General features: G+C 60.8%; 14 protein-coding genes. 9 read left to right on the top strand and 5 right to left on the bottom strand.

Features of this window, described 5'->3' with window-relative positions; all coding sequences use genetic code 11:
* Positions 1-30 precede the first annotated feature (30 nt).
* On the top strand, positions 31-1,128 hold the full coding sequence (locus tag GSQ81_RS02975) for an ABC transporter permease (RefSeq protein ID WP_158909226.1): 1,098 nt from the start codon (positions 31-33) through the stop codon (positions 1,126-1,128).
* A gap of 95 nt (positions 1,129-1,223) precedes the next feature.
* The gene (locus GSQ81_RS02980) at positions 1,224-1,964 is read left to right on the top strand and encodes an ABC transporter ATP-binding protein (RefSeq protein ID WP_158909227.1); all 741 of its coding nucleotides are present in this window, start codon (positions 1,224-1,226) and stop codon (positions 1,962-1,964) included.
* Positions 1,965-2,058: 94 nt separating this feature from the next.
* Here the strand turns inward: GSQ81_RS02980 and GSQ81_RS02985 are convergent, their stop codons facing one another.
* On the bottom strand, positions 2,059-2,916 hold the full coding sequence (locus GSQ81_RS02985) for an NAD(+)/NADH kinase (RefSeq protein WP_158909228.1): 858 nt from the start codon (positions 2,914-2,916) through the stop codon (positions 2,059-2,061).
* A 140-nt stretch (positions 2,917-3,056) separates the two neighbouring features.
* On the bottom strand, positions 3,057-3,845 hold the full coding sequence (locus GSQ81_RS02990) for a TlyA family RNA methyltransferase (RefSeq protein WP_158909229.1): 789 nt from the start codon (positions 3,843-3,845) through the stop codon (positions 3,057-3,059).
* 180 nt (positions 3,846-4,025) lie between these two features.
* Here GSQ81_RS02990 and GSQ81_RS02995 point away from each other — a divergent pair, with 180 nt between their 5' ends.
* The 4 genes from GSQ81_RS02995 (at position 4,026) to GSQ81_RS03005 (ending at position 7,016) form a co-directional block, all read left to right on the top strand.
* On the top strand, positions 4,026-4,592 hold the full coding sequence (locus GSQ81_RS02995; protein WP_158909230.1) for a sigma-70 family RNA polymerase sigma factor: 567 nt from the start codon (positions 4,026-4,028) through the stop codon (positions 4,590-4,592).
* Positions 4,589-5,440, top strand: a complete 852-nt coding sequence (locus tag GSQ81_RS03000) for an anti-sigma factor domain-containing protein (RefSeq protein ID WP_158909231.1) — start codon at positions 4,589-4,591, stop codon at positions 5,438-5,440. Before GSQ81_RS02995 ends, GSQ81_RS03000 begins: the two co-directional genes overlap by 4 nt.
* A 28-nt stretch (positions 5,441-5,468) precedes the next feature.
* Entirely contained in the window at positions 5,469-5,594 is a 126-nt protein-coding gene (locus GSQ81_RS20220) for a hypothetical protein (protein WP_256369651.1), read from the top strand.
* A gap of 90 nt (positions 5,595-5,684) precedes the next feature.
* The gene (locus GSQ81_RS03005; RefSeq protein WP_158909232.1) at positions 5,685-7,016 is read left to right on the top strand and encodes an alkaline phosphatase family protein; all 1,332 of its coding nucleotides are present in this window, start codon (positions 5,685-5,687) and stop codon (positions 7,014-7,016) included.
* A gap of 251 nt (positions 7,017-7,267) precedes the next feature.
* On the opposite strand, the gene GSQ81_RS03010 is transcribed toward GSQ81_RS03005, so the two are convergent.
* Complete coding sequence (locus GSQ81_RS03010) at positions 7,268-8,725, bottom strand: YncE family protein (protein ID WP_254059957.1); 1,458 nt, start codon at positions 8,723-8,725, stop codon at positions 7,268-7,270.
* Positions 8,726-8,823: 98 nt separating this feature from the next.
* Between GSQ81_RS03010 and GSQ81_RS03015 the strand changes: the two genes are divergently transcribed.
* Complete coding sequence (locus tag GSQ81_RS03015; RefSeq protein ID WP_158909233.1) at positions 8,824-9,642, top strand: DUF92 domain-containing protein; 819 nt, start codon at positions 8,824-8,826, stop codon at positions 9,640-9,642.
* A 130-nt stretch (positions 9,643-9,772) separates the two neighbouring features.
* Here the strand turns inward: GSQ81_RS03015 and GSQ81_RS03020 are convergent, their stop codons facing one another.
* Both GSQ81_RS03020 and GSQ81_RS03025 read right to left on the bottom strand, forming a co-directional pair.
* A complete protein-coding gene (locus GSQ81_RS03020) occupies positions 9,773-10,453 on the bottom strand; it encodes a YdcF family protein (RefSeq protein WP_158909234.1) in 681 nt (226 codons plus the stop codon).
* Positions 10,454-10,665: 212 nt separating this feature from the next.
* Entirely contained in the window at positions 10,666-11,310 is a 645-nt protein-coding gene (locus tag GSQ81_RS03025; RefSeq protein WP_158909235.1) for an L-threonylcarbamoyladenylate synthase, read from the bottom strand.
* 171 nt (positions 11,311-11,481) lie between these two features.
* Here GSQ81_RS03025 and GSQ81_RS03030 point away from each other — a divergent pair, with 171 nt between their 5' ends.
* The gene (locus GSQ81_RS03030; RefSeq protein ID WP_254059958.1) at positions 11,482-12,288 is read left to right on the top strand and encodes an RNA methyltransferase; all 807 of its coding nucleotides are present in this window, start codon (positions 11,482-11,484) and stop codon (positions 12,286-12,288) included.
* The gene (locus GSQ81_RS03035) at positions 12,285-13,622 is read left to right on the top strand and encodes a replication-associated recombination protein A (RefSeq protein WP_158909236.1); all 1,338 of its coding nucleotides are present in this window, start codon (positions 12,285-12,287) and stop codon (positions 13,620-13,622) included. The genes GSQ81_RS03030 and GSQ81_RS03035 overlap by 4 nt, the downstream gene beginning before the upstream one ends.
* Positions 13,623-13,645 lie beyond the last annotated feature (23 nt).

The raw sequence follows: 13,645 nt of genomic DNA on the forward strand, positions 1-13,645 counted from the left end.
TAAACCGTCCGCACCCGCGCAGGTGAACGCATGAAGCGCCTCACCTTCCCCAGCATCCTCCGCCGCTCGTTGACCCACCGCCGCGCACGCAGCCTCTCCGCGCTGGTAGCACTCACCGTCTCCGCCGCCGTTGCCACTGCGCTGCTCACTCTCTACGCCGACCTCAACGCCAAACTCCACAAAGAGTTTCGCAACTTCGGAGCCAACGTAGTCGTCACCGCCTCTGCCTCATCCCCACTCCCACCCAATGCACTCGCAGAAATCCAAAAAGCCGCAGGCCCCGACGCCCTCATTGCCCCCTTCGCCTACGCCGTAGCCACCACCGACCGCGGAACCTCCGTCGTCGTAGCAGGAACCGACTTCCCCGCCGTTCAGCGCCTCGACGCATGGTGGGACCTCGCCCACTGGCCCACCGCACCTGACGCCGCCCTGCTCGGTGACCGCGCCGCCAACTTCATCGCCGACGAGCACGCCGTCAAGCTCACCTACGCCAACAAAGCCATCACGCTCACCGGAGCAGGCCGCATCAAGACCGGTGGCGACGAAGACAGCCGCATTTACATCCCGCTGCCCGCCTTCACCCAATGGACAAGCATCGGCCCAACCGTCATCGAGCTGCAAATCCCCGGCGGGGCCGCCGCCGTCGAAGCCGCACTCAACCGCCTCCGCGCCCAGTTCCCCACTTTACAAATTCAACCGGTCCGCCAGCTCGTCGAAGGCGAATCCCGCATCGTCGATCGCACCCACTCGCTCATGTACGGCTCGGTGCTGCTCATCGCACTTACTGTCGCCGTCAGCGTGCTCGCTACCCTCTCCGCCTCGGTCCTCGAACGCCGCCGCGACTTCGCATTGATGAAAGCCCTCGGCGGCTCGCAGACACAGCTCATGTCCCTGTTCCTGCTCGAAGCCCTCGTCCTCGCGCTGGCGGGAGTCGTCCTCGGCTACATCACAGGCTCCGCCGCCGCATGGGCCATCAGCCAAGCCAACTTCCACACCGCCACACTGCCGCGCCTCTCCGTCCTGCCGCTGGTGCTTCTGCTCAACATCGCCATCGCCGCCTTCGCCGCCCTCTTCCCCGTCCGCGTCCTGCGGGGCCTCCAACCAGCAGCCTTGCTCAAGGGTGAATGACAGATGAGCCACAAATCCGGGTGCCCCATGTCCCGATTTTGGGACATGGGTTCCACTGCGGCCAACCCGCACAAGGCTAAACTAGAAGAGAACCCATGCCCGAAAGCCTAAGCCCCATCGAAAGCGAAACCCGTCCCGACTGCGCCGTCATCTCCCTTACCGGAGTCACACGCGAGTATGCCGGCCGCGCCGGAGCCGTGCGCGCGCTCGATCACGCGGCCTTCAGCATCGTCGCCGGCGAGTGGGTCGCCATCACCGGCCCCTCAGGCTCGGGAAAATCCACGCTGGTCAATCTCATCGGCTGCCTCGACCGCCCCACCTCGGGGGAGCTGCGCATCGACGGCGTCAACGTAGCCACGATGTCTGCAACGGAACTCGACCGCTTCCGCGCCGACAAGATCGGCTTCATCTTCCAGCAGTTCCACCTGATTCCCTACCTGTCGGCGCTTGAGAATGTGATGCTGGCGCAGTACTTCCACTCCATGACCGACGAGTCCGAAGCCCGCGCTGCGCTTGCTCGTGTCGGTCTCGCCGCGCGGGCAGAGCATCTTCCCAGCGAGCTATCCGGCGGGGAACAGCAGCGTGTCTGCATCGCGCGGGCGCTAATTAATAACCCGCCGATTCTGCTTGCAGATGAGCCTACGGGAAATCTGGATGCGGCCAATCAGACGATTGTTGCGGAGCTTTTGCAGGATCTGCATCGCAATGGCCACACGATTGTCATGGTGACGCACGATCCTGAGATGGCGGCGCTTGCGCAGCGCAAGATTGCCCTGAGTCATGGCAAGGTCTTCTGCCACCCCGTCGGCGGCCAAGTCGTCACTTTGAAGCGCTAGACTCAATGTAACCGGACAACGTGCTTCTGAGCGGTTACAAATTAATTTAGGTAACCACTTCAATAGCATCTGAATGGTTACATGCTTAGTTCAACTAGCGCTCGCCCCACTTCAACTTCGAGCGCAGCACATTGAAGACTCCGTTCGGCGTATGCCGCAACAGACGTACGCTGTACTGCGAACGGCAACAGTAGACGTTGTCTCCCAACATCAGCTCTACCGCCTCCTGCCCGTCGACGGTGAGATAGGTCTGGTTAGGAACCCCTTCAATATGAATACTTACAGAGGAATCTCCAGGTACTACTATAGGTCGCAGCGTCAGCAGATGCGGACAGATCGGCGTCACCAGCATGGCATTCACGTTGGGCATCACAATCGGCCCATTGGCTGCGAGATTGTAAGCCGTTGATCCTGTTGGAGTTGCAACGATAATCCCATCCGCCCGGAATTTGGCCACGAGCTGCTCGTCAATCTCGACCAGGAAGTCGGCCATACGAGCTATTGTTCCTTTAGAAACAACGACATCGTTCAGGGCATCCCACTGATGCAGCAGCTTTCCCTCGCGTCGCAGCTCGGCGTGCATCATGCTGCGAACCTCAACATCGGCGCGGTGATCACACCAGTCCTGAAGCGTGACATAAAGGTCCGCCAGCGGAATCTCCGTCAGAAATCCCAGTGAACCGAGATTTACGGAAAGGATCGGCGTCACCGTTCGCGCAAAGGCGCGTGCCGCTGCCAACAAAGTGCCATCGCCACCCAGCACGATGACCAGATCGGGCTTGTGCTTCGGCAACTCTGGCCGCTCAATGCCTACAGCGCCCGCCAAATATGCCGCACTATCCGGATCGAGAACGTACTGATAGCTGTGGCTTTCGAGCCAGCTCACCAGCTCGCGCAAAATTCCGGCGAGTTCCGGCTTCTGAGGCTTGGAGATAATGGCAGCAAGAGGCATATCGCTAGTGTAACGGCACTTCGGGTGCTGGGTGATGATGGGTATTGCAAGCAAAAGCGAAATACAGGGGTCTCTCCACTGAGCTTCGCTTCGGTCGAGATGACGTACGTTGGTGTGGGTAGAGGTAGATTGTTTGCAATTTACTGTTTGCCGAAGCGGGCGTGGAGCAGGTACTCGTGGTTGCCTTCCATGCCTAAGATCGGCGAATCGATGACCTCGATGCCGCTGCCGCGTTGCTCGATGACGCACTCGCGAACGCGTTGCACGGCCTGCTGGCGGGCGTCGGGATCGCGGACGATGCCGCCCTTGCCTACATTGGCGCGGCCTGCCTCGAACTGCGGCTTTACCAGAATCACAGCTTCGCCCGACCATTGCTGCGATGCTGTCGAGAGCGCAGACAGCACTGCGGGAAGAACCAGTGTGGCCGAGATGAAGGAGACGTCCATGGCTATGAATGACGGGACTGCACCGTTGCCCAACAGTTCGCCTTCTGTCAGCAGGCGGGCATTGGTGCGCTCGCGCAGGGTCACGCGCGGATCGTCGCGGAGCTTCTGGGCAATCTGGCCGTAACCGGTATCGACGGCGAGGACGCTGGAGGCGCCGCTCTGCAACATGCAGTCGGTAAAGCCTCCGGTGGAGGCTCCGATATCGACACAGGCCAGGCCGGTCAACGCTATCTGCCAGTGGGCCAGCGCCTGCTCCAGCTTCAGTCCGCCGCGGCTGACATATTTGAGGTCCGAGCCCAGCAGCCGAATCGCAACTTCGGCGCGAACCGCAGTTCCCGGCTTATCGACGCGTTGCTCATCCACCAGCACCCGGCCTGCGAGGATGAGCGCCTGCGCCCGCTCGCGCGAGGCGGCGTGGCCCTGATCGACGAGCAGCTTGTCCAGACGTATCTTCTCAGCGCGCGTTTTAGACGGGTCAGCCATATTTTTGCATCTATCAATAAGGTACATGTTGAGCGGAGCTGGAAATGAACAACTATTGCGACGAAATTTCGAGTAAAGTTGCATTTGGAATGATGCCCAAAACGATAAAAGCAGCGAGTTGCCTGACGGACTCCATATATTCCATCTTTCGGCAATCTGTTCGAGCCGCAGGTGCGTTTTATGTATAGAGAGACGGGCATCGTCAATACACCGCCACTATCCACACAGGATGATGCCGCCCTGCTTGCGCTGATACAGCGGGGCGACGAATATGCGATGGCATCGCTGTTCGACCGCTACTCGAAGGTGGTCTACTCCGTTGCGTTGCGCGTGCTTCGCGACCCGGCGGCGGCGGAGGATGTCTTACAGGAAGTGTTCATGCAGATCTGGCGCAGTCCCGATAGTTTTGTCGCAACCCGCGGAAGTCTTGGCGGCTGGCTCGCGGTAGTATCCCGCAACCGGTCGATCGACACCCTGCGCCGGAAGCGCCCCACGGAATGTGTCGATGATATTGCGCTCGCGTCTAACTACAATCTAGCCAATGAGGCAGAACGGGAGTTGATGGTCGAGAAGGCGCGCGGCGTCATCCAGTTGCTTCCGATGGAGCAGCGCAAGACCCTGGAGATGGCTTTTTTTGATGGACTGACGCACTCTGAGATCGCAGAAATGACGGGCGATCCGCTGGGAACGGTAAAGACAAGGATTCGCAGCGGGCTCTCTACGTTGAGAAAGGCATTCACGGCATGAACACAACCGGACACATTGAACGCGACGATCTGGTGCTGTTTGCCATGCAGCTTCTCTCGCAAGAGGAGCACGCTGTAGCCGCAGCGCATATCACGAACTGCCCCGAGTGCCGCCACGAACTGGCCGAGGTGCAGGGCGACCTGGCCGTCTATGCCCACAGCGTCGAGATGCAGGCCCCGCCTGCCAGCGCCCGAGAGCGACTGATGAAACAGGTGGCGCACGAGAAAAAAGTGATCTCCATTGATACCGCGAGTGCAGCGGAGCCGGAACTTCCTAGTCGCGGGTTCGGCGGTCGTAGCTCGCTTACCGAAGACGATCTGCCGCCGCGAGGATTTGCAGGCAGGGTCTTCCCCTGGCTGGGCTGGGCACTGGCCGCCGGACTGGCGGTGACTGCGGGCAACTTCTATATGCAGCGCACCGCCCTGCAGGGTTCCATCGCCGAGCAGAAGGACCAGATTGCGCAACTGACCACGGATGCCGCCACCGCGCACGAGGTGATGGAGACGATGACCGATCGCAATGCGATGCGGGTCACGCTGACCAAGGCTCAGACGGCTCCGGTGCCGCAGGCGCGGGCGACCTACGTGGCGGAGAAGGGCCTGCTGATCTTTCAGGCCAACAACATGGAGCCGTTACAGCCTGCGAAGGTCTATGAGCTGTGGCTGATTCCGGCCAATGGCAGCAATCCCATTCCTGCGGGCACCTTTCAGCCGGACCAGCGCGGCTATGCCAGCATTGTGATGCCGCCGCTGCCCAAGGGAGTCGAGGCGAAAGCATTCGGCGTGACGATTGAAAACGAGGGTGGTTCGCAGACGCCGACCTTGCCCATCGTTATGGTTGGTGCTTGAGGGCAATTGACGATTGCTGTGGCGAGAGATGGCCAGAATAGGCAACGGCAAAATACAGGGGTCTCTCCACTACGGCGGCAAAAGCGCCGCCTTCGGTCGAGATGACGTGCGGTTGGGATCGACCTGGCGTGTAGTTGGGGTCGAGCTGGCGTGAGTTGGGCGAGTTGCGATGACGTGGTTTTATAGTTTTAAACAGGTTCTTAGAACTTTTAAACTAACCAACTTCACTGATAAGGCCCTTTGCATGAATTCGATTCGATGCTCTGCTGCAATCGCTCTGGCTGGTCTTCTATCTCTTCCAATCCATGCACAACAATCTGGTGTGGCCCGTCAGAAGGTGGTCGTCATCAGCCTGGACGCGTTTGGAGCGGCCAGCCTGCATGAGCCTGAGCTGCCAGCGCCGACTCTGCATGAGTTGATGAAGATGGGGGCGTATGCCGCGTCGATGCGTCCCATCAACCCTACGGTCACCTGGCCGAACCATACCTCGATGGTCACGGGCGACGATGCCAGTTTGCATCATGTGCTGGTCAATGGGCTGATCGTCGACCAGCGCACGCAGGCGCCGCCGGAGCAGGATGCGGATGCGCCTAAATCGCAGCTCGTGGCAGTGCCTACGGTCTACGATGCGGCGCACGCGGCGGGATTGACCACGGCGGAGGTGGACTGGGTAGCGATTGGCGATGCGAAGAACATCGACTGGCGCTTCTCTGAGCGGCCTCATCCGAATGGGCCTATCGAGCGCGATCTGATTGCGCAGGGTGTGCTGAGCGAGGAGCAGCTTGCTCACTTCGGCAAGCCCTCGCAGGCGTGGCGCGACCGCATGTATACGCGAGCTGCCGTCGATATTATCGAAAAACACCACCCCGACCTGATGCTGCTGCATCTGCTAGCACTGGACAGCATCGAGCATGAGACCGGCTTTGGCAATAACTCGGGACGCAACACGATTGCCTTTCTCGACGACCGGGTGAAGGAGATCGTGGATGCGGTGCGGGCGGCGGGCGATCTCGACCACACCACCTTTATGGTTGTCTCCGACCATGGCCAGCAGAGCGTTCACCACGAAGCGCACCCGAACGTGCTGCTGGCACAGGCGGGGCTTCAGGGAGCGGCGGTGGCTAACGATACCTTCTGCATGCCGGACGGCGGCTTTGCGCTGGTCTATCAGCAGCACGCCACGGCGGCATCGCGGGCGAAGTTGAAATCACTGTTTACCGGCAAGCCCGGCGTGCTGGCCGCGTTGACTCCCGAGGAGGCGGCGAAGCAGGGCTGGCCTACACCGGAACAGAGCAATCAGGCTCCGGACCTGCTGCTTTATGCGGCGGATGGCTATGCGTTCGACGATGGGGCTACGGGGGAGTATGTGACATCCACCAAAGAGGTGGGGGCCCATGGATATCCCAATAGCGATCCTCTGATGCAGGCGATCTTCATTGCGGCGGGGCCGGGGATTCTGGCAAAGGGAGAGGTGCCTGCGTTTCCTAATCTCGATGTCGCCCCTACCATCGCGCGGCTCTTGCACATCTCGCTGCCTCATGTTCAGGGCAAGCCGCTGACTGAGATTCTGAAGTGAGCGTTGCCAATCTGAAGGAAGGCATCCCCCAGGGGCTGAAGCCCCCCCTTTTCTTCCTGGGCTTGAGGCCAAGGCTGAAGCCTTGGCGTACCCAGAAGCCAGTGCGGATGCAAAGGCAACAACCCGGGCAGAAGCAGAAGCCAGTGCAACTGCAACTGCTTTGCGGTTTGAGGTGAAGTTGTGGGCTAATGGAATTGGCTGCCTCCGCTTAACGAAGGCAGCCAATGGAACTACTTAGAAGGACCAGACGGCTACGGACCGGTGACGCGAACAGATACGCCCTTGCCCTGTAACGGGATAATCGTGTCAATCGAGTCGATATCCGTGCGGATGATCGACAGGTTGGTCGAATCGAGGGAGGTCACATAGACCTTTCCAGACGGTGACCCGGTCGTGACAGCGATCCAGCCCGGATGACCGCAGATGGTCTTCGGGGATGAGGTCGTGCAGGTGCTATTAGGCAAACTAGTGGCTGACAGATCGGGCAGACCGGTAATGGTTGTGGTGACGGTGTTCGAGGTGAGGTTGATCACCGAGACCGAGCAGACTGTGCTCACACCGGCGACTGCCGTAGCCGCACAGGGAAGGGTGGGGTCTCCGGCGTTGGCGACATAAGCGCGGGTTCCGTCCTGCAGCACGGCGACCATGACCGGATTGATGCCGACCGGGACCGTCGCAAGAACGGTTCCGAATTGAGCGGTGTCTACCGGGTTGTTGGGATCGCAGTTCGGATTGGAGGGCAGCGCCGTTGCCGAGCAGAGCGGGATGCTGATAATGCTGACCGTGCCCGGTGTGGTGCCATCGCCTGCGTTGGCGACGACCAGTTCATTAAGGGTGGGGGCGAAGTCGGCCCACACAGGATTCGTGCCGACTGGGATGTAGCTCTTGCCGGTGCTGGGGATGCTATCCAGTTGGTTGGTCTGGGAGTTGATGACGCTGACCGTGCCGTCTCCCTTGTTCATGGTGAAAGCGCGCCTGCCGTCTGCCGTCATGACGCCATAGACGGGATTTTTTCCGATTGCGATGGGGGTCGGCTCAAAGGTATTGGTCGCGGTTTCGAGGGTGTAGGCCTGGCCGTTGCCGGAGCCGTCTGCACCAAGGGCATAGACACGCGGTGCGCCGTTGAGGCCGACGACGTAGGTCCCATTGGGGACGGGGCCGAACTCCTGGTTGAGGTTCAGGGCTGGTGCCGCTCCGGTCAGATCGCCAATGGCAGACCTTCCCGGCTCAGCAACATAGCTATGGGTGCTGAGGGGCAGGATGCTGACCGGGTCGGCTCCGGAGAGCAGGGTGATCTGAGATACTTGGGTACTCAACAACGAAGTCGAGATACCGAAGCCACTGACCGTGGCGTCCCGGTTGAGCGTATAGCCGGTGTCGCCCGTGGAATCAAGCGCCAGATAGTAGGGGTCTACGCCAATGCTGGCCGTGATGAGCACGGTGTCGCCCGAGAAGTCGACGAACGTTACCAGACCGGGGGTGCTTGCTCCCGTGGTGGAGATAGCGACCGCATATTTGGGTGGCTGGGCGGCTGGGCCAACGGGGTTGATGGCAGTGACCACCGGTCGATAGGTGTTGCCGCAGCCGATAAGAGACGCCGATACGGCCGCTACGAGAGCGAACCGGAATGCGAACCGCGCTACAGACCGGGGAAGGTGCTGTCCGTGTGCCTGTGTGTTTGCTTCTGATTCAATTCTTGCTGAATGCAAAACTACTCCCGCCGTGGTGCTGGTGTTGGCTATGCTCAAGGTCTGATTGTAAATCACCGGGGAGCATGTAGCTGTTGCCGGAGGAGGAAATGCACAGAATGGAACCGCAAAAGGCGACCGAGGCAGGACGGAACCGGCGGCAGAGTGCCGCGCTGGTGTGGATTGTCACTCCCTTGATGGTGCTGGGAGCGGCGTGGAGACCGCTTCATGAGCGATCGTCCGCCTCGTGGATGATGCCGCTGCTGCTGAGTGTGGGCTTTGCGGTTCTGGTCTGGCTGCTGAAGGCAGCGACCCGGCCAGCAGCGGCGATTGGGTTGGTGATCTGCATGGTGCTGGCGGAGCCGCGGCAGGCTGGAGCTGAGATCAACAGCGCGGCACTGGCGGCGCTCATTGCTCTGTTCGTGCTGACGTTTGCAGCCACGCGGTTTGGCAGGGCAAAGAAGGAGATGCAAAAGCTGGCGGAGCGGCGCGGTGGAAGGCGCGCCTCGCAGATTGTGGCCAATCTTGGCGTGGCGGCGCTGTGCGCTGCGATGGGGTGGCATGGCGGCTGCATTGCCGCCCTGGCCGAGGCTGCCGCAGATACGGTCTCTTCGGAGATTGGGCAGGCGCTTGGCGGACGGGCGTGGATGATCACGACCGGGCAGCGGGTTTCGGCTGGGACTGATGGCGGCGTGAGTTTTGCAGGGACGGTGGCTGGAGTTTTGGCTGCCTCCGTGGTGGTGGGTGCGGGCGGGATTCACGGTGCGCTGGGAGCGACAGAGACTCTGATGGTGTTCGCAGCGGCCTGCGCGGGGTTGGGCTTCGACAGCGTGCTGGGGGCGACCGTGGAACGACGCGGATGGGTGAGGAACGATCTGGTGAACTTCAGCTCGACGCTGTTTGCGGCTTTGATTGTGGTGGTGTGGATGCTCATTTGAGGGAGCGGCCTGAAGAGTCAGCGTAGCTCCGGCAAAATACAGGGTCTCTCCACTGCCCCATTCGACTGCGCTCAGGGTTCGGTCGAGATGACGTGGTTTTTAGGGTTGGCTGGAAACGGCAGGTGAAGGGTTAGAGCTCAGATTTGCCTTCCAGCCAGCTATGCAGCCAGGCCGGGTCCGCGTGAAGACGCCATGCCGTATAGCTGAGCATCTCGTGGAAGTAGCGCATGGCTAGATCGTAGTTGCTGATGTGGCCGAACATGGGGCGCGGCGAGGTATAGATGTGCAGCCCGACGCTGTGGCAGAGTTCGCGGATGCGGAAGAGATGGGTGCCATCGCTGACGACGACGATAGTGTTGAGATTGTTTTCGCGGGCGATGGCGGCGAGGCGGTGGACCTGCTGCTCGGTGTCGGTGGAGCGGGTTTCGGCGATGATGTTGCCGAAGGGAATGCCGTTGGCGAGGAGATAGTCGCGACCGACGCCGCCTTCGGTGTTGCCGGAGTCTTTATCGCCGCCTCCGCCGAGGGTGATGACGAGCGGGGCGATCTGCTTGCGATAGAGCTCGACGGCGTGATCGAGACGGGCGTGGAGCACGGGCGAGGGGTGGCCGCTGTACTCTGCCGCTCCGAAGACGGCGATGGCGTCGGCGGGCTGCGCCTGATCCTCGGCGGCAACCTGCGAGATCTGCTGATAGACCCAGACGAACCAGATCAGCCCCACCAGCAGAAGGACTCCGACGAGTCGGCGAAGAAAGCTGCTGCCCGCGGAGGAGCGGCGCGATCGACGTAGATTGGAGGGGGAAGGCGTCATCGTGAATGAAAGATGAGTCTACGGGAGATGAGGCTGGATGGGAAGATGTTTGGTTGTGGCGATGTCGCTGGTTATTTCTGATGGAGTTGGATGCAAGAACAAACAACAGCAACAGCAACGGCGAAATACAGGGGTCTCTCCACTGCCCCTTCGACTACGCTCAGGGTTCGGTCGAGATGACGTGCCTTTAGGTTTGGTTTCTGTACGGGTTTTTAGCGTTGCAGCGCGAGGGCTATTTCGTGGGTCGGGATTGCGCCTTCGCGGAGGATCATCCATGAGTTGCCGCCACCGGAAAGATCGACGATGGTGGTCGGGATGGAGCGGGCGGTGGGGCCGCCGTCAACGATCAATGGGATTTTGTCGCCTAGCTGTTCTAGCACGCAGTTGGCGTAGGTGCACTCGGGATAGCCGTGGAGGTTGGCCGAGGTTGCGGTGATGGGCAGGCCGAGACGAGCAACGACGGCGCGGGAGATGGCAGCCTCGGGAACGCGCAATGCGACGTTGCCGGTGTTGGCGGTAACTCGGAGCGGAAGCTTGGAGCCTGCCTTGACGACGATGGTCAGCGGGCCGGGCCAGAACCTTTCGGCGAGGCGGTCGAAAGCGGAGTCAAGCTGGCGGGCGATCTCGTAGGCCTGCGCGACCTCGGCGATGAGCAGCGAGAGCGGCTTGTGGCGGGCGCGGGTTTTGAGCTCGTAGATACGGTCGACAGCTTTGAGGTTTACCGGGTCGACGGCGAGGCCGTAAAAGGTGTCGGTGGGCAGAGCGACGACGTTGCCGCGATACAGATTGCTGACGACCTGATTGATGAGTTCCGGTTCAGGCTCGTCGGGGTGGATGCGAAGTGTCTGCGCCGTCAAATCTTGCTCCTGTGCCGGGTTCAAATGTCTGAGATGGTGAGACAACCATATAAAGCGGCAAACCTGCATCAGAATATCAGCATTGCCTTCTACATTATGAGAGGTTGGCTGTTTCGTTATATGAGGTTGGCCGCGCTGCTGTGTGAATGCGAACAGCGTAAGATTTGCCTGATGCCCTTCTTCGAAAAGACTGCCGCCGCTACTGTCGTCTCCAGCCGCGCCAATGGCCGCGTCAAGCAGTTGCGCGCGGCGTTTGCCGGACAGGCGCGGTTGAGCGGAGGTATGGTGGCCATCGAGGGCGACCATCTGCTGGCCGAGGCGCTGCGCAGCGGCATGGTGTTGAAGACGGTCTTTGTGAGCGAGCGGCGCGAGGTGCCGAAGATCGTTCCGCGAGGCGTTGAAGTGCTGCTGCTGACGGATGAGGTGTTTGAGAGCGTGGTGGAGACGCGGTCTCCGCAGGGAGTGGCGGCGCTGATGGTGCCGCCGGTTCCGACGATGGATGCGGTGCTGCGGGGAACGCCGCTGATTCTGATTGCGGCAGGTTTGCAGGACCCGGGAAACTTGGGGACGCTGGTGCGTTCGGCGGAGGCTTTTGGAGCGACAGGAGTGCTGGTCACTCCGGGGACAGTGAGCGCGTGGAACCAGAAGGCGCTGCGGGCGAGCGTGGGCAGCGTGTTTCGGATGCCGGTGGTCGCGGCTACGGTGGAGGAGATCGCTGGGTTGAAGTCGCGGGGTGTGAGACTGCTGGCGACGGTGGGCTTTGATGATGCCGGGACGATTGCTGCGCAGGAGATGGACTTCTCTTCGGCGTGTGCTTTGATGATTGGTAACGAGGGCGCGGGTTTGGCGGCGGAGTGGATGGAGATGGCCGATGCGCGGGTGACGATTCCCTGCCCCGGCCCGGTAGAGAGTTTGAATGCGGCGATTGCGGGATCGTTGCTACTGTATGAGGCTTCGCGGCAGAGGAGCAGACGATGAGCTTGTTCGATGCTTCGCCAATCTCCGCTGCGGCGGCGCATGGGCGGCAGGCTCCGCTGGCGGAGAGAATGCGTCCACAGACGCTGGATGAGTACGTCGGGCAGGATCATTTGCTGGGGCCGGGCAAACCGCTGCGGCTGGCGATTGAAGGTGACGATGCTACATCGATGATCTTCTGGGGGCCTCCGGGGACGGGCAAGACTACGCTGGCGAAGATTATTGCGCATATGACTTCGGCGAGCTTCATCGAATTTTCGGCGGTGCTGTCGGGGATCAAAGAGATCAAGCAGGTGATGGTAGAGGCGGAGAAGGCGGCGGGTTTCGGGTCGCGCACGATTTTGTTCGTCGATGAGATTCATCGATTTAACAAGGCGCAGCAGGATGCGTTTCTGCCTTACGTGGAGCGCGGCACGATTCGGCTGATCGGCGCGACGACGGAGAATCCTTCGTTTGAGATTATTGCCGCGTTGTTGTCTCGGTGTCGCGTGTATACCTTGCAGGCGCTTTCTGAAGAGCAGATTGTCGCTTTGCTGCAACGGGCTTTGAGCGATGAGAAGCGCGGGCTTGGCGGCTCTGGATTGAGCGCGGATGAGGATGCGCTGGCGACGATTGCGTCTTATTCGAGCGGCGATGCACGCAATGCGCTCAATGCGCTGGACGTTGCGGCGAAGCTGGCGGAGGGACGCAAGCAGAAGACCATCACTAAGGCTATTGCTTCGGAGGCGATGCAGCGGCGGGTGTTGCTTTATGACAAGAAGGGCGAGCAGCACTACGACATCATCTCGGCGCTGCACAAGAGCGTGCGCAACTCCGATCCGGACGCTGCGCTGTATTGGCTGGGGCGAATGCTCGAAGCTGGCGAAGACCCAATGTACTGCGCGCGGCGCGTTGTGCGCATGGCGGTCGAAGATATTGGGCTGGCGGCTCCTGAGGCGCTGAACCTTTGCCTCTCGGCCAAGGATGCCATGCATTTTCTGGGGCAGCCGGAGGGTGGGCTGGCACTGGCGCAGGCGGTGGTGTATCTGGCGCTGGCTCCTAAGTCGAATGCGGTGTATGTGGCGTATGGCGCGGTGAAGGCCGACATTGAGGCGACCGCGGCGGAGCCTGTGCCGCTACATCTGCGTAATGCCCCGACGAAGCTGATGAAGGAGCTTGATTATGGCAGGGACTATCAGTATGCGCACGATGTTGAGGGGCGCGTCGCTGATATGGAGTGCCTGCCTGCGAGCCTCGCTGGACGGCAGTACTATCAGCCGACGGGTGAAGGACGAGAGAAGCTGCTGGCACAACGCATGGACGAGATTGCGCGAATCAAAGCGGCGAAGCGGAAGTAGTTACCCGCTCGAAGCCGTGCGGT

Origin of the sequence: Granulicella sp. L56 (genome assembly GCF_009765835.1) — a bacterium.
Lineage (GTDB): Bacteria > Acidobacteriota > Terriglobia > Terriglobales > Acidobacteriaceae > Edaphobacter.

Coding starts and splice junctions, on each gene's coding strand:
- GSQ81_RS03020 (WP_158909234.1), bottom strand. CDS start 10,453: ATGACGCCTTCCCCCTCCAATCTACGTCGATCGCGCCGCTCCTCCGCG.
- GSQ81_RS03000 (WP_158909231.1), top strand. CDS start 4,589: ATGAACACAACCGGACACATTGAACGCGACGATCTGGTGCTGTTTGCC.
- GSQ81_RS02980 (WP_158909227.1), top strand. CDS start 1,224: ATGCCCGAAAGCCTAAGCCCCATCGAAAGCGAAACCCGTCCCGACTGC.
- GSQ81_RS03005 (WP_158909232.1), top strand. CDS start 5,685: ATGAATTCGATTCGATGCTCTGCTGCAATCGCTCTGGCTGGTCTTCTA.
- GSQ81_RS02990 (WP_158909229.1), bottom strand. CDS start 3,845: ATGGCTGACCCGTCTAAAACGCGCGCTGAGAAGATACGTCTGGACAAG.
- GSQ81_RS03035 (WP_158909236.1), top strand. CDS start 12,285: ATGAGCTTGTTCGATGCTTCGCCAATCTCCGCTGCGGCGGCGCATGGG.
- GSQ81_RS03030 (WP_254059958.1), top strand. CDS start 11,482: ATGCCCTTCTTCGAAAAGACTGCCGCCGCTACTGTCGTCTCCAGCCGC.
- GSQ81_RS03015 (WP_158909233.1), top strand. CDS start 8,824: ATGGAACCGCAAAAGGCGACCGAGGCAGGACGGAACCGGCGGCAGAGT.
- GSQ81_RS20220 (WP_256369651.1), top strand. CDS start 5,469: ATGGCCAGAATAGGCAACGGCAAAATACAGGGGTCTCTCCACTACGGC.
- GSQ81_RS02995 (WP_158909230.1), top strand. CDS start 4,026: ATGTATAGAGAGACGGGCATCGTCAATACACCGCCACTATCCACACAG.
- GSQ81_RS02975 (WP_158909226.1), top strand. CDS start 31: ATGAAGCGCCTCACCTTCCCCAGCATCCTCCGCCGCTCGTTGACCCAC.
- GSQ81_RS02985 (WP_158909228.1), bottom strand. CDS start 2,916: ATGCCTCTTGCTGCCATTATCTCCAAGCCTCAGAAGCCGGAACTCGCC.